This window comes from Citrobacter sp. ANG330, assembly GCF_047467925.1.
GTDB classification, from domain to species: Bacteria; Pseudomonadota; Gammaproteobacteria; order Enterobacterales; family Enterobacteriaceae; genus Citrobacter_A; species Citrobacter_A amalonaticus_G.
On the sequence record NZ_JASJUI010000001.1, the window covers coordinates 623,505 to 644,251 of the forward strand.

The following is a 20,747-nucleotide window of genomic DNA, read 5'->3' on the forward strand; positions in this document are numbered from 1 at the left end:
AAACGGTGCCGGATGGCGCTATCGCTTATCCGGCCTACAATCTCGTTTCCAGGCCGGATAAGCGTCCAGGCCGGATAAGACGCGAAGCGTCACCATCCGGCACAACACGATCAGCCTAATCAAAGCTTATCGAGCAGCTTCTTCACATCTTTGCCGTCACGGGAGTCTTTATTTCGCTCCGCCCAGTCGTTCAGACGACGCTTCGCTTCATCCTGCATATGCTTACGCAGGAGCTGATCAACCTGCAGAGTGTAATTCAGCGCCTGCCAGTTGCCGTAGACCCGCAGCGGAACCGGAGTCGCCTTCAGGAAGTCGATCAGTTTACCCTCGCCCTTCCAGCCGTCCAGCACCCGCACGTTAAACTGCGTGTCACAGGTTTGTCCGACCAGGTCGAGTGTACCCTGCCCGGTCAACGCCAGCATCGCAGATTCGCCTGCCATGTTATCCAGCACCAGTTTACCGTGATCCAGCGTCAGGTCCGTCACAAAGCGCGCCAGACGGGTCGCGTTATCGACGTTTTCCACTGACTGCACATCGCCGCCACTGCGTTCCACGGCCTGCTGAATCAACTGCTGGAAGTTCATACCGTCCATCCGCGTGTCACGCATGTCAATATGCGCTTTCCCCTGCCAGCTGTGACGGAACGACTGCGCATCGATGTCTGCCCCGGAAAAGTCTCCCGCCAGCGTCGTCTTGCCGGTCAGAGCAATCGGATAGTTGAACGCCCTGAGGATCGTACCGATTTCGACCTCTTCCAGACGCGGCTGAAACACCACACGGGGAGATTGTGCACGCGCATCCAGCATTCCCGGCAGCGAGATTGTCCCGCCGTCAAGTTTGCCCTGTAGTTCCGCGATGGTCAGCACGTCGGACTGATTGGTCATACGGCTGCTGACGTCGGTAAAATTCATCCCGCGCCAGACAACAGTGTTCGCTTTCAGCGCGATATCGGCACTAAAGCCTTTCAGCCCCTGATAGGCCGGTTCATCCACACGGCTTGAAATCACCGGACGTGCCAGCGGTGGCTGACTTCCCCCCTGTTCCGTCACGCCGTTGGTACTGCCAGCATTTTCAGGTGGCGCTAACAGGTTATCGAGATTTAAGCGGGCAAATTGCAGATTGACCGACCACGCCGGTTGTTCCTTCAGTGTCACCTGCACGTTTCCAGTTAACGCACTGTCGTTGGCCGTCACGTTAATCTGGTTGAAGGTGAGCGTTTTTTTCTCTTCCTGCCATTGCGCCTGCAGTTGCCCCTTCCCCTGTATGCCCTGTTTGGGTAAGTCGGCACCCTGCAATTGCCAGCTTAGCTGCTGAATGCTGGCCGCTAAATTATGAGGATAGTCGGAGGCGTCAACGGTTCCGCTAAGGGCAAGGGTAAGGTCGCGCTGATCACGATTAATACGCCCGGAAAATTCGAAAGAACCACGATGCTGTTCGTCCTGCTCCATCTCCAGGCGAATATCGCGAACGGTAACCTGTTCGTCGTTTTCATGTTGAAAGACCAGTACGCTGTCCGCCACGCGCAGACTGGCAATATCAAACGACCAGCCGCGATCTTCGGCGACATCCGGCAAGGTATTGTCTCTCGGAGCCACCGGAGCGTTTTCGCGACGTACCGCTTCCGTTTGCGGCGTCAGTTGAATCACCGCGCCTTTGAGCATCACCTGTTTGACACTGAGCTGATGACTCAGCAACGGCCACAGCGCGACGTCCAGACGCATATTATCCGCGCGAACCAGAGGCTCACTGGCCCCTTGCGCCGTTAACACCATACGCCCGGAGAGGATGCTGAGCTGCGGCCAGACATGCCAGCGCAACGGGCCATCGAGTTGCAGTTGATAACCGCTTCGCGCAGCCACCTGTTGCACCATATAGGCGCGGAAATCGTTCGGATTGACTAACAATACTAACGCGGAGAAGCCGGCCACCAGCACGACCAGCAATATCATCAGCGTCGTCAGAAATCGTCTCATGCTATCCTCAATGGACCAGACTCAGTCTTTATCAATCCGGCTGGCGACAGCGCCCTGCTGATCGCGATATTTCGCATCTTCACGACGGTTGTAAGGTCGAAGCGCAGGCCCCGAAAGCGGTTCGAAGCTCAACGCGCCGATCAACATCCCAGGACGCAACGCCAGCGGTAATTTACCGGAATTATAGAATTCCAGCACGATACAGCCAGACCAGCCCGGATCGATACGGTGCGCAGTCACGTGAACCATCAGACCAAGGCGCGCCAGTGAAGAGCGTCCGTCCAGCCATCCCACCAGGTCCGCCGGTAAGGTGACCGACTCATAGGTCACCGCCAGCGCCAGTTCGCCCGGATGCAGGTAAAATGCGTCGCCTTCAGCCAGTACAATCTCATCGCTCATTACGCGATCCAGCGCAGCGCTTACTTCTGCCTTTGGCCCGCTGAGATCGATAAAAGCAGCGGTATGTCCACTAAAGGTGCGAAATTTATTGCCCAGACGCACATCCACAGTGGCGCCATTAATACGCTCAACGGGTGGACGCGGGTTGATCGACAAACGGCCCTCATCAAGCCAGGCTTCAATATCTCGGTCACACAGACGCATGGCACTTTCTCCTTTCGTGCATCGGGCGCTTAACGCATTGTGCATTAAGGGCAAACCAGGTTATCACTGAACGGTACACAATTCGCCGGGCTTATTCAAAGAACTGACTGATTTTCGCTTTCAGAATATCAATGGCGATGCGATTTTTCCCACCACGCGGCACGATAATATCGGCGTACTGTTTAGACGGTTCAATAAATTGCAGAAACATCGGACGCACGGTCTTCTGATACTGCGCCATCACGGAATCCATCGAACGACCGCGTTCGTTAACGTCACGCTTGATACGACGCATCAGGCAAATATCCAGCGGCGTATCGACAAAAATAGAGAAGTTCATCTCTTCGCGCAAACGCGCATCGGTCAGTAACAGAATCCCTTCAAGAATAATGACTTTCTTCGGCTCGACGCGAACCGTCTCTTTCATGCGGGTGTGTTCAACGTAGCTGTAAACCGGCAGTTCAATCGCCGACCCCCGCTTGAGAGCCTGCAGGTGCTGAAACAGCAGACTGTGATCCATCGCGTTCGGATGGTCGTAGTTGGTTTTGACGCGTTCTTCCATCGACAGATGACTTTGATCTTTGTAATAGCTGTCTTCGGGAATAACGCCGATATGTTCATCGCCGACTTGTTCACGCAACTCACGATATAGGGTACTGGCAATAAGACTCTTGCCGGAAGCCGATGCGCCAGCAATACCGATGATGACGCACTGATGGGACTGATCAGTCATAAATTTAGCGACCTGAATAACCTGGTTAGGAAGGGGACGCCGCACGGGCGTCAAACGCGGCAATTATAGGGATTTCAGCCGTGCGATACCAGTCGAGATAGCAGGGAGTGTATTTAGCGCCCCATGATTCCCTGTCGCAAATTTATTTGTACATATTTGGAGCAACCCGCGGAATTACCCCGAATTCGCAGTAATTAATCGCCATATAATGTCAAATTATGAGCAACCGGGATATAAATTGTAAATTGTTTGTACTAGCATAAACAGAGATAACTACGATGCGTCCGGGCGTTCCGCGACGTTCCGGCCACTCGGAAGCAGGGTAATGAGTAAACCATCCCAACATGTTTTAGTTACCTTGCCGCATCCTCTGCTGCGCTTCGTCAGTTTAGGACTGGCGGCGTTTATTTTTACCCTTTTCTCGCTCGAATTATCCCAGTTTGGCGCCCAGCTCGCCCCGCTCTGGTTCCCGACGTCAATTATGATGGTGGCCTTTTACCGCCACGCCGGACGAATGTGGCCGGGAATTGCGCTCGCCTGCTCGTTAGGGAGCATTGGCGCATCGCTGGTCCTGTTCCCGCCTGGCGCGTTGAATTTTACCTACACCGCGATCAACATTATTGAAGCCATCGTCGGCGCCATGCTGCTGCGTAAGCTATTACCCTGGTATAACCCGTTACAGAATCTCAATGACTGGCTACGTCTTGCCTTTGGCAGTGCGGTCATCCCACCTCTGTTGGGTGGTATTCTGGTCTGGATGTTATCGCCGCATGAGACGCCGCTGAAAGCGTTTCTGATTTGGGTGCTGTCAGAATCCATTGGCGCGCTGGCGCTGGTGCCGTTGGGTCTGTTGTTCAAACCGCACTACCTGCTGCGCCACCGCAATCCGCGTTTGTTCCTTGAAACGCTGCTCACGCTGATGGTGACCTTAGTCCTGAGCTGGTTTGCCATGAAGTATGTTCCATGGCCCTTCACATTGGTGATCGTATTGCTGATGTGGAGCGCCGTGCGATTACCGCGGGTGGAAGCCTTCCTTATCTTCCTCGCCACCGTCATGATGGTGTCGCTCATGATGGCTGCCGACCCCACGCTGCTGATCACGCCCAAAGTGCATGTGATGAACAACCTGCCGTGGCTGCCGTTCTTAATGATTCTCCTGCCGGCAAACGTCATGACGATGGTGATGTATGCCTTTCGTGCTGAGCGTAAGCACATTACAGAAAGTGAAGAGCGCTTTCGCAATGCGATGGAATATTCGGCGATCGGCATGGCGCTGGTCGGTACGGAAGGACAATGGCTACAGGCCAACAAAGCGTTATGCCAGTTTCTGGGCTATCAGCAGGATGAGTTACGCTCGCTGACCTTTCAGCAGCTCACCTGGCCGGAAGATCTGAATAAAGATCTGGAACAGCTCGCCATGCTGGTGGACGGTGACATCAATAGCTATTCGATGGAGAAGCGCTATTACACCCGTGCGGGCGAGGTGGTCTGGGCGCTGCTGGCCGTCTCGCTGGTCCGTCACCCGGACGGCACGCCGCTTTACTTTATTGCCCAGATTGAAGACATCAACGATCTCAAACATACCGAATGGGTCAACAAACGGCTGATGGAACGCATCACCCTGGCTAATGAAGCGGGCGGCATTGGGATCTGGGAGTGGGAACTGCAACCCGACGTTATCAGTTGGGATCAGCGCATGTTCGAACTGTATGAGGTCCCCGTCCATGTTAAACCCACCTGGTCTGTCTGGTACGACTGCGTTATCCCGGAAGACAGAGAGTATGCAGAAAAAGTGGTTCGCGACTCATTAGCCGCCCGCCAGCCTTTTAAGATGGAGTTTCGCATTGCGGTAAAAGACGGCGTCCGCCATATCCGCTCACTGGCGAACCGGGTGTTGAATAAAGACGGTGAGGTCGAGCGGTTGCTGGGCATCAACATGGACATGACAGAAGTGAAGCAGTTGAATGAAGCGCTGTTTCAGGAAAAAGAACGTCTGCACATTACGCTGGATTCCATCGGTGAAGCGGTGGTGTGTATTGATGTTGATATGAAGGTCACTTTTATGAACCCGGTCGCCGAGAAGATGAGCGGCTGGCAGCAAGAGAATGCCATTGGCGTACCGCTGTTGACGGTACTGCGGATCACCTTTGGCGACAACGGCCCGCTGATGGAAAATATCTACAGCGCCGATATGTCCCGTTCCGCCATTGAACAGGATGTGGTTCTCCATTGCCGCAACGGCGGCAGTTACGATATTCACTACAGCATAACTCCGCTCAGCACGCTGGACGGCGGCAATATCGGTTCGGTGCTGGTGATTCAGGATGTCACCGAGTCGCGTAAGATGCTGCGTCAGCTGAGCTACAGCGCCACCCATGATGCCCTCACCCACCTGACCAACCGGGCTAGCTTTGAAAACAAACTGAAGCTGCTGCTGCAAACCGTGCGCACTGCGCATCAGCGCCACGCGCTGGTCTTTATCGATCTTGATCGTTTTAAAGCGGTAAATGACAGCGCCGGTCACGCGGCGGGCGATGCACTGCTGCGGGAACTGGCGCAACTGATGCTCAGCATGTTGCGTTCCAGCGATGTGCTGGCGCGTCTGGGCGGCGATGAGTTTGGTCTGCTGCTGCCGGAGTGCAATATTGAAAGCGCGCGCTTTATCGCCACGCGGATCATTAACGCCGTCAACGATTACCACTTTATGTGGGAAGGCCGCCTGCATCGCATTGGCGCCAGCGCCGGAATCACGCTCATTGACGAGAACAACTGCCAGGCGGTTGAGGTGATGTCGCAGGCAGATATCGCCTGCTATGCCTCTAAAAATGGCGGGCGCGGTCAGGTGACCGTGTATGAACCACAACAAGAGCAGGCGCATCACGAGCGCGCGATGATGTCGCTGGATGAACAGTGGCGGATGATTAAAGATAACCCTCTGTTAATGGTCGCTCGCGGTGTGGCCTCCCCGCGCATTCCCGAAACGCGCAACTTCTGGCTTCTCTCGCTGCGACTGTGGACCAGCGAAGGGGAAGTCATGGAAGAACAGGCCTTCCGCACAACCTTAGCCGATCCGGCGCTTAACCATGCGCTGGATCGCCGCGTACTCCATGAGTTTTTCCATCATGCCGCCCCGGCGGTTGCCAGCAAAGGACTCAGCGTCGCCCTGCCGCTTTCGGCGGCGGGATTAATCAGCACAACGCTCATTGACGAACTTCTGGCTCAACTGGAGCAGAGCGCTCTGCCGGGACGCCTGCTGCATCTGATTGTGCCTGCGGAAGCGCTGTTACTGCATCCGCAGGAGAGCACTGCCGCCATGCAGACACTACGTCAGGCAGAGTGTCGCATCATTTTGAGCCAGATTGGCCGCGATCTGCAGATCTTCAATCTGATGACGAAAGGTATTGCGGATTACCTGCTGCTCGACAGTGAACTGAGCGCCAGCATTCACGGCAATATGATGGATGAAATGCTGGTGTCGATTATTCAGGGGCACGCCCAGCGTCTGGGGATGAAAACCCTTGCGGGACCCGTGCAAACGCCGATCGTCATGGATACGCTGTCAGGTATTGGTATCGACCAGATTTATGGCGATATCATCGCCGAAGCGCAACCGCTGGATCTGCTACTCAACACCAGCTATTTCGCAATCAACTGACGGCTGCCATCCCTCGGTATACCAGATGTGCAGTAACGCGTAGGAGCGCCAGGGTTTCCAGCGTTCCGCATAGCGGCGGATCTGCGCGGGAGTCATCCCAGGGAAACGTTGTTTAATCAGATAGTCGTCAGGCAAAAACACATCCTTCGCCTGCCAGCCGCGCAGGGCGAAATAGTTTGCCGTCCAGCGACCAATCCCGGGAAATCCCTGTAGCGTTTTAATTGCCTGTTCAATATCTTCCGGCGGCTGACCGATCAGCGTCCCATTCTGCGCGGCCTGCGCCAGATGGATTAGCGCGTTGGCGCGCATCAGCGGCATACCCAACGCTTTCAGTTCCAGCGGATCGGCGGCAACAAGCTGTTCAGGGGTCGGAAAACACACATACTCTGGCGCGTCCGCTAACGTGTCGCCATACACTCGCGCAACCTTCGACGTCAGCTTTGCCGCCATCGCGACGCTCACCAGTTGGCCCAGAATCGCACGAACGCCCTGCTCAAAGGCGTCCACCGAGCCTGGCAGTCGCAGCCCCGGACGCGCCGCCCCCAGTTCACCTAAAGCCTGGCTGATCTGCTGTGGTTTACAGCGCAGATCGAACAGTCGCTCCATTTTCTCAAGGCAGATATCCGCAACCGGCAACAGCCCGTCACTCAGCGTTACCTGAAGCGTATTCGTCACCGTGTCAGGAACGACTGCGATGATTCCCTTGTGTTGCCCTATTGCCAGGCTCCGCGTGTAACGTAATGCCTCTACGGTTTCCACGCCGCTGACGGCACGTGCGGCAAGAAAACCTAACATCCATGACCAGTCATATGGCGGTTGCCAGCTCAGGGTAAACATCCTCAACTCCTTTTTCTGCAAACCTTCAGCATAAACGCTATTCAGACGTTGTGCTTTGCTTTCATATTCCAGTTGTCGCGACGGCGACATTTCGCTAAAGTCACGCCCCTTCTTCACTGGCATGGGGATTTTTAAGGTGTTTATTGGATTTGATTACGGTACCGCTAACTGCTCTGTCGCCATCATGCGTGACGGCAAGCCGCAACTGCTGAAAATGGAAAATGGCAGTACGCTGCTGCCTTCCATGCTTTGCGCGCCGACGCGTGAATCGGTGAGCGAATGGCTCTACCGCCATCATGGTGTTCCGACCCCAGACAATGAAACGCAGGCGCTGCTGCGTCGGGCCATTCGCTTCAATCGCGACGAGGACATTGACGTTCACGTCAGCAGCGTACAGTTTGGGCTCTCCTCGCTTAGCCACTATATTGACGACCCGGAAGAGGTGTATTTCGTTAAATCGCCGAAGTCTTTTCTGGGTGCCAACGGGCTGAAGCCTCAGCAAGTCGCGCTGTTTGAAGATTTAGTCTGCGCAATGATGTTGCACATTCGCCAACAGGCACAAAACCAACTGCCGGAAGCCATTACCCAGGCCGTGATTGGACGCCCCATTAACTTCCAGGGATTAGGCGGCGATGAAGCAAACCGTCAGGCGCAGGGCATTCTTGAACGTGCGGCAAAACGCGCCGGCTTCGAGGATGTTGTCTTCCAGTTTGAGCCGGTGGCGGCGGGACTGGATTTCGAAGCGACATTGCAGGAAGAAAAACGGGTCCTGGTGGTGGATATCGGTGGGGGGACGACCGACTGTTCGTTACTGCTGATGGGGCCAAAGTGGCATCACCGCGCCGATCGCGAGTCCAGCCTGTTGGGACACAGCGGCTGTCGCGTTGGCGGGAACGATCTGGATATCGCGCTGGCCTTTAAAAACCTGATGCCACAGCTTGGGATGGGAGGAGACACCGAGAAAGGAATCGCCCTCCCGGTGTTGCCATGGTGGAACGCGGTGGCGATCAACGACGTTCCGGCGCAAAGCGATTTCTACAGCAGCGCCACGGGCCGTCTGCTGAACGACCTGGTACGCGATGCCCGCGAACCGGAACAGGTGGCGCTGCTGCTGAAAGTCTGGCGTCAGCGTCTCGGCTATCGACTGGTCCGCAGCGCCGAAGAGAGCAAAATCGCCCTGTCAGCACAGCCTGAGGTTAACGCAACGCTTTCGTTTATCCGCGACGATCTGGGCACCCTCATCACGCAACAGGGGCTGGAGAACGCGCTGGATCAGCCGCTTGCACGGATTCTGGAGCAGGTGCAACTGGCGCTGGATAACGCCCAGGAGAAACCGGACGTCATCTATCTGACCGGCGGTAGCGCCCGCTCGCCGCTTATCAAAAAAGCGCTGACCGCCAAACTGCCGGGTATTCCCATTGCGGGTGGCGATGACTTCGGTTCCGTTACCGCAGGACTGGCACGCTGGGCTGAGGTGGTATTCCGCTAAACGCCTCGCAAGCTGAACGCAGATGGATTGACATTAAGGTTCATGTGGCTTAGTTTCAGGAGTGAGGGTTAGGGAGAGTTTCCCCTCCCCCTGGTGTCTTAGTAAGCCGGTAAGCTAATCACTAAGAGTATCACCAGTATGATGACTACCTTCATCATAACCCTTTCCTTATTTTGGCCCCTTCCTCGGGAGGGGCTTTCCCGTTTCAGCGTCCTGCTGAAATCCGTGGCTTACCTCCTTTTTGCCGTGCCGCCACTGTAGCGCACAATTTCTCATGCGCCTTTTTCGGCGATGATTGTTGCGTAACGCCTCGCAAAGCACGCCGCCATTCGGATGAATCCGTACAGGGTTTCATAATTCCTCCATTTTTCTCCCTTGATGGCTGGCTAAACTAGTATCATTCCGCGAAACGTTTCAGGATGAGAAACTCATAACGATGAAAGGCAGTCATAAATCCCGCTGGGTAATCACCATCGTGGTGGTCATCGCCGCCATCGCCGCATACGGGTTCTGGCAGAACCGGAGCGAACCGCAAAACACCGCACCCGGCGCAACCGGACAAGCGAAACCAGCGGCTGGCGCAGGTCGTCGTGGTATGCGCTCCGGCCCCCTCGCGCCCGTGCAGGCCGCGACGGCCACCGAACAGACCGTTCCGCGCTATCTCACCGGACTGGGGACGATTACCGCAGCCAACACCGTCACCGTACGTAGCCGCGTGGACGGGCAACTGCTGGCGCTTCATTTCCAGGAGGGTCAACAGGTTAAAGCCGGTGACCTGCTGGCGGAGATCGATCCCAGCCAGTTTAAAGTGGCACTGGCACAGGCGCAGGGCGTCCTGGCAAAAGACAAAGCCACCCTCGCCAACGCGCGTCGTGATTTAGCGCGTTACCAGCAACTGGTTAAAACAAATCTGGTCTCGCGTCAGGAGCTGGATGCCCAGCAGGCGCTGGTAAGCGAATCCGAAGGCACGATTAAGGCCGATGAAGCCAGCGTCGCCAGCGCGCAGCTGCAACTCGACTGGAGCCGCATCACCGCACCGGTTGATGGTCGGGTTGGTCTGAAACAGGTAGATGTCGGCAATCAGATTTCCAGTGGTGATACCAACGGTATTGTGGTGATCACCCAGACACACCCCATCGACCTGATTTTCACCCTGCCGGAAAGCGATATCGCCACCGTCGCGCAGGCGCAAAAAAGCGGACAGCCGCTGGTGGTTGAAGCCTGGGATCGAACCAATTCGAAAAAGCTCAGCACGGGCGTACTGCTGAGTCTGGATAACCAGATCGATGCCACCACCGGGACCATCAAAGTGAAAGCACGTTTTGAGAATCAGGATGATGCACTGTTCCCGAACCAGTTTGTAAATGCCCGAATGCTGGTCGACACCGAACAAAACGCCGTAGTGATCCCCACTGCCGCCCTGCAAATGGGCAACGAGGGGCACTTTGTCTGGGTGCTGAACGATGAGAACAAAGTCAGTAAGCATCTGGTCAAAACAGGGATTCAGGACAGCCAGAAGGTGGTGATCAGCGCCGGGATCTCGGCGGGTGACCGCGTCGTCACCGACGGGATTGACCGCCTGACGGAAGGGGCGAAAGTGGAAGTGGTGGAAGCGCAAGCCCCCGCCACAACTGAGACAAAAGCCACCCGCCGTGAATACGGTAATAAAGGAGCGCGCTCCTGATGCAGGTGTTACCTCCGAGCAGCACAGGCGGCCCGTCGCGCCTGTTTATTATGCGGCCCGTCGCCACCACGCTGCTGATGGTGGCGATTCTTCTCGCGGGGATCATCGGCTATCGTTTTCTCCCCGTTTCCGCGCTACCGGAAGTGGATTACCCGACGATTCAGGTGGTGACGTTGTATCCTGGCGCCAGCCCGGATGTCATGACCTCAGCCGTCACCGCGCCGCTGGAGCGGCAGTTCGGCCAGATGTCCGGTCTGAAACAGATGTCGTCGCAAAGTTCAGGCGGCGCTTCCGTCGTGACGCTGCAGTTTCAGCTCACCTTGCCACTGGATGTTGCCGAACAGGAAGTCCAGGCCGCGATAAACGCCGCCACTAACCTGCTACCGGGCGACCTGCCGAACCCGCCAGTCTACAGCAAGGTCAACCCGGCCGATCCGCCGATCATGACGCTGGCGGTGACCTCTACCGCCATGCCGATGACCCAGGTGGAAGATATGGTCGAAACCCGCGTCGCCCAGAAGATCTCCCAGGTCTCCGGCGTGGGTTTAGTGACGCTCTCCGGCGGTCAACGCCCGGCGGTCCGCGTGAAGCTCAATGCACAGGCGATTGCCGCGCTGGGCCTGACCAGCGAAACCGTCCGCACGGCAATTACTGGCGCGAACGTCAACTCCGCCAAAGGCAGTCTTGATGGCCCCAGCCGGGCGGTTACGCTCTCGGCAAACGATCAAATGCAGTCTGCCGACGAATATCGCCAGCTTATTATCGCCTACCAAAACGGTGCGCCGGTTCGTCTTGGCGATGTCGCCATTGTTGAGCAAGGCGCGGAAAATAGCTGGCTGGGCGCATGGGCAAACAAAGAGCAGGCCATTGTGATGAACGTCCAGCGCCAGCCGGGCGCGAACATCATCTCAACGGCAGACAGCATTCACCAGATGTTGCCGCAGCTAAAAGAGAGCCTGCCGAAGTCGGTAAACGTCACGGTGCTTTCTGACCGCACAACCAATATTCGCGCCTCGGTCAACGACACGCAGTTTGAGCTGATGCTGGCTATTGCGCTGGTTGTGATGATTATCTATCTGTTCCTGCGCAATATTCCCGCCACCATTATTCCTGGCGTCGCCGTCCCGCTTTCGCTGATAGGGACGTTTGCGGTGATGGTATTTCTCGATTTCTCCATCAATAACCTGACGCTCATGGCGCTGACCATTGCCACCGGCTTTGTGGTCGATGATGCGATTGTGGTTATCGAAAATATTTCGCGCTACATCGAGAAGGGAGAGAAACCGCTGGCCGCCGCGCTCAAAGGCGCCGGGGAAATCGGTTTTACGATTATCTCTCTCACCTTCTCGCTGATTGCGGTGCTGATCCCACTGCTGTTTATGGGGGATATCGTCGGGCGCCTGTTCCGCGAATTTGCCGTCACGCTGGCGGTGGCGATTTTAATCTCCGCCGTGGTGTCGTTGACCCTGACGCCGATGATGTGCGCCAGGATGCTGAGCCAGGAATCATTGCGCAAACAGAATCGTTTTTCCCGCGCCTCGGAGAAAATGTTTGAGCGCATCATTGCCGGCTACGGCCACTGGCTGGCAAAAGTGCTTAATCACCCGTGGCTGACGCTGAGCGTGGCGCTCGGCACTCTGCTATTAAGTATCATGCTGTGGGTGTTTATTCCGAAGGGCTTCTTCCCGATCCAGGATAACGGCATCATCCAGGGCACGCTACAGGCGCCGCAATCCAGCTCCTTTGCCAGTATGGCCCAGCGTCAGCGGCAGGTGTCGGATATGATTTTGCAGGATCCGGCGGTTGAAAGTCTGACTTCCTTTGTCGGCGTTGATGGCACAAATCCGTCGCTAAACAGCGCACGCCTGCAAATTAACCTCAAACCGCTGGATGACCGTGATGACCGGGTTCAAAAAGTGATCGCCCGTTTACAGGATGCAGTGGCGAAAGTACCGGGCGTTGACCTCTATCTGCAACCGACCCAGGATCTGACTATCGATACCCAGGTGAGTCGCACACAGTATCAGTTCACGCTACAGGCCACGTCGCTGGACGCGCTCAGTACCTGGGTGCCGCAACTGATGGAAAAATTGCAGGCGTTGCCACAGCTTTCTGACGTCAGCAGTGACTGGCAGGACAAGGGATTAGTGGCCTATGTCAATGTCGATCGCGACAGCGCCAGCCGTCTGGGGATCAGTATGGCGGATGTCGATAACGCGCTGTATAACGCCTTCGGTCAGCGGTTGATTTCCACCATCTACACCCAGGCGAACCAGTATCGGGTGGTGCTGGAACACAATACCGAAACTACGCCTGGACTGGCGGCGCTGGATGCAATCCGTCTGACCAGCAGCGACGGCGGCATCGTGCCGCTCAGTGCGATTGCTAAGGTTGAACAACGCTTTGCGCCGCTCTCGATCAACCATCTGGATCAGTTCCCGGTGACCACCATTTCGTTTAACGTGCCGGACGGCTATTCGCTGGGCGATGCGGTGCAGGCAATACTGGACGCGGAAAAAACGCTGAATCTGCCAGTGGATATCACCACACAGTTCCAGGGCAGCACCCTCGCCTTCCAGGCCGCGTTGGGCAGTACCATCTGGCTGATTGTGGCGGCGGTAGTGGCGATGTACATCGTGCTTGGCGTGCTGTACGAAAGTTTTATCCATCCCATCACCATTCTCTCCACCTTACCCACCGCAGGCGTCGGGGCGCTGCTGGCGCTGATGATTGCCGGTAGCGAGCTGGATGTTATCGCCATTATCGGCATTATTTTGCTGATCGGGATTGTGAAGAAGAACGCCATCATGATGATCGACTTCGCCCTTGCTGCGGAACGCGAACAGGGCATGGCGCCGCGCGAGGCGATTTTCCAGGCCTGCCTGCTGCGTTTTCGTCCGATTTTGATGACCACGCTGGCGGCGCTGTTGGGCGCGCTACCGCTAATGCTGAGCACCGGCGTCGGTGCGGAGTTGCGCCGTCCGCTGGGGATTGGCATGGTCGGCGGTCTGCTGGTCAGTCAGGTGCTGACTCTGTTCACCACGCCGGTGATTTACCTGCTGTTTGACCGCCTGTCGCTGTATATGAAAAAACGCTTCTCTCAGCAGGAAGAGGAGGCGTAAATGAAGTTTTTCGCCCTCTTCATTTACCGTCCGGTGGCGACGATTCTCATCTCTCTCGCCATTACCCTGTGCGGTGTGCTGGGCTTTCGACTGTTACCCGTCGCCCCGTTGCCGCAGGTGGATTTCCCGGTGATTATGGTCAGCGCCTCGCTGCCCGGCGCGTCGCCGGAAACCATGGCTTCATCGGTGGCGACACCGCTCGAACGCTCGCTGGGACGGATTGCCGGAGTCAGTGAAATGACCTCCAGCAGTTCTCTCGGCAGTACGCGCATCATTTTACAGTTCAATTTCGACCGCGATATCAATGGCGCGGCGCGGGATGTGCAGGCCGCAATTAATGCCGCGCAGAGCCTCTTGCCCAGCGGAATGCCGAGCCGACCGACCTATCGCAAAGCCAATCCGTCCGATGCGCCGATCATGATTCTGACGCTGACCTCGGAGACATACTCGCAGGGCGAGCTCTACGACTTTGCCTCAACCCAACTGGCGCAGACTATCGCGCAAATAGACGGTGTCGGCGACGTCGACGTGGGCGGCAGTTCGTTGCCTGCCGTGCGCGTCGGGTTGAATCCACAGGCGCTGTTTAATCAGGGCGTTTCGCTGGATGATGTCCGTACTGCCATCAGCAACGCCAACGTGCGCAAACCGCAAGGGGCGCTGGAAGATAACACGCATCGCTGGCAGATTCAGACTAACGACGAACTCAAAACGGCGGCAGAGTATCAGCCACTGGTGATTCACTATAACAATGGCGGCGCCGTACGTCTGGGTGATGTCGCGACGGTAACCGACTCGGTACAGGATGTCCGCAACGCCGGGATGACCAATGCTAAACCGGCCATTTTGCTGATGATTCGCAAACTGCCGGAAGCCAATATTATCCAGACCGTCGACAGCATTCGTGCGAAGCTGCCGGAGTTACAGTCCACGATCCCGGCTTCGATTGATATGCAAATCGCCCAGGATCGCTCGCCGACCATCCGCGCTTCGCTGGAAGAGGTCGAGCAGACGCTGATTATCTCAGTGGCGCTGGTCATTCTGGTGGTCTTTTTATTCCTGCGCTCCGGTCGCGCCACGCTGATCCCCGCGGTCGCGGTACCGGTTTCATTGATTGGCACTTTTGCCGCCATGTACTTGTGCGGTTTCAGCCTTAACAACCTGTCGCTGATGGCGTTGACCATCGCCACCGGCTTTGTAGTGGATGACGCCATCGTGGTGCTGGAAAATATCTCGCGCCATCTGGAAGCGGGAATGAAACCCTTACAGGCTGCACTACAAGGGACCCGTGAAGTCGGCTTCACTGTGCTGTCAATGAGCCTTTCACTGGTCGCGGTGTTCCTGCCGCTGCTGTTGATGGGCGGGTTGCCGGGGCGCTTACTGCGTGAATTTGCCGTCACGCTGTCGGTCGCCATCGGCATCTCTTTGCTGGTGTCGCTCACCCTCACCCCAATGATGTGCGGCTGGATGCTGAAATCGAGCCAGCCGCGAGAACAAAAACGGCTGCGCGGATTTGGCCGCATGCTGGTCGCGCTGCAACAGGGCTACGGTAAGTCGCTGAAATGGGTGCTCAACCATACGCGACTGGTCGGCGTGGTGCTGCTTGGCACGATTGCGCTGAATATCTGGCTCTATATTTCGATCCCAAAAACCTTCTTCCCGGAGCAGGACACGGGCGTTCTGATGGGTGGGATTCAGGCCGATCAGAGTATTTCTTTCCAGGCGATGCGCGGCAAGCTGCAGGATTTTATGAAGATCATTCGCGACGACCCGGCGGTGGATAACGTGACCGGTTTTACCGGCGGCTCGCGGGTCAACAGCGGGATGATGTTTATCACCCTAAAGTCTCGTGGCGAGCGGCAGGCAACGGCGCAACAGGTGATCGACCGTCTGCGGGTCAAACTGGCGAAAGAGCCTGGGGCCAATCTTTTCCTGATGGCGGTGCAGGATATTCGCGTCGGCGGACGCCAGTCTAATGCCAGCTACCAGTACACCTTGTTGTCAGACGATCTGGCGGCGCTGCGCGAATGGGAACCGAAGATTCGTAAAGCCTTAGCCGCCCTGCCCCAACTGGCGGACGTCAACTCCGACCAACAGGACAACGGCGCTGAGATGAACCTGGTGTACGATCGGGAAACCATGTCGCGGCTGGGTATTGACGTGCAGGCGGCAAACAGCCTGTTAAACAACGCCTTTGGTCAGCGGCAGATCTCCACCATCTATCAGCCGATGAACCAGTACAAAGTGGTGATGGAGGTTGATCCGCGCTATACCCAGGACATCAGCGCGCTGGAGAAAATGTTTGTCATTAATAGCGACGGAAAGGTGATTCCACTCTCGTATTTCGCCAAATGGCAGCCAGCGAATGCGCCGCTGTCGGTCAATCATCAGGGGCTGTCAGCCGCATCAACCGTCTCCTTTAACCTGCCAACCGGTTCTTCGCTGTCAGAAGCGAGCGAGGCCATTAACCGGGCGATGACCCAGCTTGGCGTGCCATCCACGGTGCGCGGCAGTTTTGCCGGTACCGCGCAGGTTTTTCAGGAAACCATGAACTCCCAGGTTATCCTGATTATCGCGGCGATCGCCACGGTCTATATCGTGCTCGGTATGCTGTATGAGAGTTACGTCCACCCGCTGACCATCCTTTCCACGCTTCCCTCAGCGGGCGTCGGCGCGTTACTGGCGCTGGAAATTTTCGATGCCCCGTTCAGCCTCATCGCCCTGATAGGGATTATGCTATTGATTGGCATCGTGAAGAAAAACGCCATCATGATGGTCGATTTTGCACTCGACGCGCAGAGGCAGGGTAACCTCACGCCTGAAGAGGCTATTTTCCAGGCCTGCCTGCTGCGTTTTCGCCCAATCATGATGACCACGCTGGCGGCGCTGTTTGGCGCGCTGCCGCTGGTACTCTCCGGCGGAGATGGCTCTGAACTGCGCCAGCCGCTGGGGATTACTATCGTCGGTGGTCTGGTGATGAGCCAGTTGTTAACGCTCTACACGACGCCGGTGGTTTATCTCTTTTTCGACCGTCTGCGGCTACGTTTTTCGCGTAAATCGATAACTGAAACATGACAGAACTTCCCAACAGCACCCGCTGGCAACTGTGGATTGTGGCATTTGGCTTTTTTATGCAGTCGCTGGATACCACTATCGTCAACACCGCGCTGCCCTCAATGGCGAAAAGCCTCGGGGAAAGCCCGCTACATATGCACATGGTCATCGTCTCTTACGTGTTGACCGTGGCGGTGATGCTGCCAGCCAGCGGCTGGCTGGCAGATAAGGTCGGCGTGCGAAATATCTTCTTCAGCGCTATTGTGCTGTTTACCCTGGGCTCACTGTTTTGCGCCTGGTCGGGTACGCTGAACGAACTGGTGATGGCACGCGTTCTGCAAGGCGTCGGCGGCGCCATGATGGTTCCCGTTGGCCGTCTGACGGTGATGAAGATCGTTCCGCGCGAACAGTACATGGCAGCAATGACCTTTGTGACCTTGCCCGGTCAGGTCGGTCCGCTGCTCGGCCCGGCTCTGGGCGGGATCCTGGTGGAATACGCCTCCTGGCACTGGATTTTCCTGATTAATCTGCCGGTCGGCATTGTCGGTGCTATCGCCACGCTGCTGCTGATGCCCAACTACACCCTGCAAACCCGCCGCTTCGATCTCTCAGGTTTTCTGCTATTAGCGGCGGGCATGGCAGTACTGACCATCGCGCTGGACGGCAGTAAAGGCATGGGGATTTCACCGCTTACCCTCGGTGGGCTGGTCGTCTGCGGCATCGCCGCCATTCTGCTCTATCTGAAACACGCGAAAGATAATCCGCGCGCGCTGTTTAGCCTCAACCTGTTTCACACCCCCACCTTCTCTCTGGGGTTGCTCGGCAGCTTTGCCGGACGCGTAGGCAGCGGCATGTTGCCTTTCATGACGCCGGTCTTTTTGCAGATTGGGCTGGGTTTCTCTCCGTTTCACGCCGGGTTGATGATGATCCCGATGGTGCTGGGCAGCATGGGCATGAAGCGCATTGTCGTACAGGTGGTTAACCGCTTTGGCTACCGTCGGGTGCTGGTCGCCACGACGCTTGGCCTATCGATGGTGACCCTGCTGTTTATGTCCAGCGCGTTGCTTGGCTGGTATTACGTGCTGCCGCTGGTGCTGTTTGTTCAGGGGATGGTTAACTCGACACGTTTTTCCTCCATGAATACCCTGACCCTGAAAGATCTGCCGGATGAGTTTGCCAGCAGCGGCAACAGCCTGTTGTCGATGATCATGCAGCTCTCGATGAGTATTGGCGTGACCGTTGCCGGGTTGTTGTTAGGCATGTTCGGGCAGCAGCACATTTCGATCGATAGTGGAACGTCGCATAGCGTCTTTATGTACACCTGGCTGTGTATGGCCGTTATTATCGCGCTGCCCGCCCTGATCTTTGCCCGCGTCCCAAACGATACCCATAAAAATGTCGTCATTGCGCGACGCAAAAGGAGAACCTGATGAAGCTCTGGCGACCGGGGATTACCGGCAAACTGTTTCTGGCGATTTTCGCCACCTGCATCGTGCTGCTGATCAGCATGCATTGGGCGGTGCGCGTCAGCTTCGAGAGAGGGTTCATTGATTACATCAAAAACGGCAACGAACAACGCCTGACCCTGCTCAGTGACGCGTTAGGCGAACAGTACCAGCAGCACGGTAACTGGCGCTTTCTGCGCAATAATGACCGCTTTGTTTTCCAGATCCTCCGTTCATTTGAACATGATAAAGACGACGACAAAGCTGGCCCCGGTATGCCTCCCCACGGCTGGCGCACGCAGTTCTGGGTGGTAGACCAGGATGCCCATGTGATGGTCGGCCCCCGCGGTCCGATTCCCAAAGATGGCACGCGGCGGCCTATTCTGGTGAACGGCGTGGAAGTCGGTGCTGTAATCGCCTCCCCCGTCGAACGTCTGACGCGCAACACCGACATTAATTTTGATAAGCAACAACGCCGCACCAGTTGGCTGATTGTCGCACTGGCTACGCTGCTGGCGGCACTGGCAACCTTCCTGCTGGCGCGTGGGTTGCTGGCGCCGGTTAAGCGTCTGGTTGAAGGCACGCATAAGCTGGCAGCGGGTGATTTCACCACCCGCGTCACCGCCACCAGCGCCGATGAGCTGGGCAAGCTGGCGCAGGATTTCAACCAGCTCGCCAGTACGCTGGAAAAGAATCAGCAGATGCGTCGAGATTTTATGGCCGATATCTCGCATGAGCTGCGCACACCGCTGGCCGTCCTGCGCGGTGAGCTGGAAGCGATTCAGGATGGGGTGCGGAAATTCACGCCGGAATCGGTAGCCTCACTGCAGGCCGAAGTGGGTACACTGACCAAACTGGTGGACGACCTGCATCAACTTTCAATGTCTGACGAGGGCGCACTGGCCTATCAAAAAACCTCCGTCGATTTAATCCCGCTTCTGGAAGTGGCGGGCGGCGCATTCCGCGAGCGTTTTGCCAGTCGCGGTCTGACAGTCACGTTTTCCCTGCCCGATAGCGTGATTGTCTTCGGCGACCGCGATCGCCTGATGCAGCTATTCAACAATCTGCTGGAAAATAGCCTTCGTTACACCGACAGCGGTGGAGGCTTGCGTATCAGCGCAGAGCAGCGCGACAAGCGCGTGCTGATCACCTTCGCCGACTCCGCGCCGGGAGTCAGTGACGATCAGTTGCCAAAACTGTTCGAGCGATTCTACCGCACCGAAGGTTCGCGCAACCGCGCCAGCGGAGGTTCCGGTTTGGGGCTGGCGATTTGCGTCAACATCGTCGACGCCCATAATGGCCGCATCCACGCGGCCCATTCGCCTTTTGGCGGGGTAAGCATTACAGTAGAATTACCGCTGGAACGCGATTTACAGAGAGACGTATGACTGAGTTACCCATTGATGAAAACACACCACGTATCCTGATTGTGGAAGATGAACCCAAGCTGGGACAGTTACTTATCGACTATCTGCGCGCCGCGAGCTATGCCCCGACGCTGATTAGCCACGGCGATCAGGTCCTGCCGTATGTGCGCCAGACGCCGCCAGATTTAATCCTGCTGGATCTGATGCTGCCGGGGACCGACGGGCTGACGCTGTGCCGCGAAATCCGTCGCTTCTCCGAGGTGCCAATCGTGATGGTCACCGCCAAAATTGAGGAGATAGACCGCCTGCTGGGGCTGGAAATCGGTGCGGATGACTACATCTGCAAGCCTTACAGCCCGCGCGAAGTGGTCGCCCGCGTGAAGACCATTTTGCGTCGCTGCAGGCCACAGCGTGAACTGCAGCAACTGGATGCCGAAAGTCCGCTTGTTGTAGACGAAAGCCGTTTCCAGGCCTCCTGGCGCGGTAAAATGCTTGACCTGACGCCCGCGGAATTTCGTCTGTTGAAAACCCTGTCTCACGAGCCGGGAAAGGTGTTTTCCCGCGAGCAATTACTGAATCATCTCTACGATGATTATCGCGTGGTCACCGACCGCACCATCGATAGCCATATCAAAAACCTGCGTCGCAAGCTGGAAGCGCTTGACGAAGAGCAGTCGTTTATCCGTGCGGTGTATGGCGTCGGGTATCGCTGGGAAGCGGATGCCTGCCGGATTGTCTGACGCAATAACGCCGCCCGTAGCCCGGCAATGCCGCGCTTATCGGGACGG

The 20,747-nt window shown here is 56.6% G+C and carries 13 protein-coding genes; 8 read left to right on the forward strand and 5 right to left on the reverse strand.

Going from position 1 to position 20,747, the window contains the following annotated elements:
* Positions 1–119 precede the first annotated feature (119 nt).
* The 3 genes from asmA to udk form a co-directional block, all read right to left on the reverse strand.
* Positions 120–1,973 carry an outer membrane assembly protein AsmA gene (asmA, locus tag QNN88_RS03205; protein ID WP_414238929.1) on the reverse strand — a complete coding sequence of 618 codons (1,854 nt, stop codon included), beginning with the start codon at positions 1,971–1,973 and terminating at the stop codon, positions 120–122.
* A gap of 21 nt (positions 1,974–1,994) precedes the next feature.
* Complete coding sequence (dcd, locus tag QNN88_RS03210) at positions 1,995–2,576, reverse strand: dCTP deaminase (RefSeq protein WP_043000174.1); 582 nt, start codon at positions 2,574–2,576, stop codon at positions 1,995–1,997.
* Positions 2,577–2,667: 91 nt separating this feature from the next.
* On the reverse strand, positions 2,668–3,309 hold the full coding sequence (gene udk, locus QNN88_RS03215) for a uridine kinase (protein ID WP_042318055.1): 642 nt from the start codon (positions 3,307–3,309) through the stop codon (positions 2,668–2,670).
* A 325-nt stretch (positions 3,310–3,634) separates the two neighbouring features.
* Here udk and QNN88_RS03220 point away from each other — a divergent pair, with 325 nt between their 5' ends.
* Positions 3,635–6,964 (forward strand): diguanylate cyclase, encoded by a 3,330-nt coding sequence (locus QNN88_RS03220; RefSeq protein WP_414238930.1) that lies wholly within the window; start codon positions 3,635–3,637, stop codon positions 6,962–6,964.
* Here the strand turns inward: QNN88_RS03220 and alkA are convergent.
* Positions 6,932–7,801 carry a DNA-3-methyladenine glycosylase 2 gene (gene alkA / locus QNN88_RS03225; RefSeq protein ID WP_196010388.1) on the reverse strand — a complete coding sequence of 290 codons (870 nt, stop codon included), beginning with the start codon at positions 7,799–7,801 and terminating at the stop codon, positions 6,932–6,934. The two genes, QNN88_RS03220 and alkA, sit on opposite strands and share 33 nt — an antisense overlap.
* A gap of 136 nt (positions 7,802–7,937) precedes the next feature.
* Here alkA and yegD point away from each other — a divergent pair, with 136 nt between their 5' ends.
* Positions 7,938–9,290: a molecular chaperone gene (gene yegD, locus QNN88_RS03230; protein ID WP_414238931.1), complete on the forward strand. Its 1,353-nt coding sequence runs from the start codon at positions 7,938–7,940 to the stop codon at positions 9,288–9,290.
* 98 nt (positions 9,291–9,388) lie between these two features.
* On the opposite strand, the gene QNN88_RS03235 is transcribed toward yegD, so the two are convergent.
* Positions 9,389–9,448 carry a type I toxin-antitoxin system Ibs family toxin gene (locus tag QNN88_RS03235; protein ID WP_105887528.1) on the reverse strand — a complete coding sequence of 20 codons (60 nt, stop codon included), beginning with the start codon at positions 9,446–9,448 and terminating at the stop codon, positions 9,389–9,391.
* A gap of 278 nt (positions 9,449–9,726) precedes the next feature.
* Between QNN88_RS03235 and QNN88_RS03240 the strand changes: the two genes are divergently transcribed.
* Genes QNN88_RS03240 through baeR form a run of 6 tightly spaced genes read left to right on the forward strand, consistent with a single transcriptional unit; the run spans position 9,727 to position 20,699 of the window.
* Positions 9,727–10,974 (forward strand): MdtA/MuxA family multidrug efflux RND transporter periplasmic adaptor subunit, encoded by a 1,248-nt coding sequence (locus QNN88_RS03240; RefSeq protein ID WP_196010343.1) that lies wholly within the window; start codon positions 9,727–9,729, stop codon positions 10,972–10,974.
* Positions 10,974–14,096, forward strand: a complete 3,123-nt coding sequence (mdtB, locus tag QNN88_RS03245; protein WP_196010344.1) for a multidrug efflux RND transporter permease subunit MdtB — start codon at positions 10,974–10,976, stop codon at positions 14,094–14,096. Before QNN88_RS03240 ends, mdtB begins: the two co-directional genes overlap by 1 nt.
* Complete coding sequence (mdtC, locus tag QNN88_RS03250) at positions 14,097–17,168, forward strand: multidrug efflux RND transporter permease subunit MdtC (RefSeq protein ID WP_414238932.1); 3,072 nt, start codon at positions 14,097–14,099, stop codon at positions 17,166–17,168. It begins immediately after the preceding gene.
* Positions 17,165–18,577, forward strand: a complete 1,413-nt coding sequence (locus QNN88_RS03255) for an MFS transporter (RefSeq protein WP_414238933.1) — start codon at positions 17,165–17,167, stop codon at positions 18,575–18,577. Before mdtC ends, QNN88_RS03255 begins: the two co-directional genes overlap by 4 nt.
* Positions 18,577–19,980 (forward strand): two-component system sensor histidine kinase BaeS, encoded by a 1,404-nt coding sequence (gene baeS, locus QNN88_RS03260; protein ID WP_414238934.1) that lies wholly within the window; start codon positions 18,577–18,579, stop codon positions 19,978–19,980. The genes QNN88_RS03255 and baeS overlap by 1 nt, the downstream gene beginning before the upstream one ends.
* Positions 19,977–20,699, forward strand: a complete 723-nt coding sequence (baeR, locus tag QNN88_RS03265) for a two-component system response regulator BaeR (protein ID WP_414238935.1) — start codon at positions 19,977–19,979, stop codon at positions 20,697–20,699. The genes baeS and baeR overlap by 4 nt, the downstream gene beginning before the upstream one ends.
* The last annotated feature ends 48 nt before the right edge of the window (positions 20,700–20,747 follow it).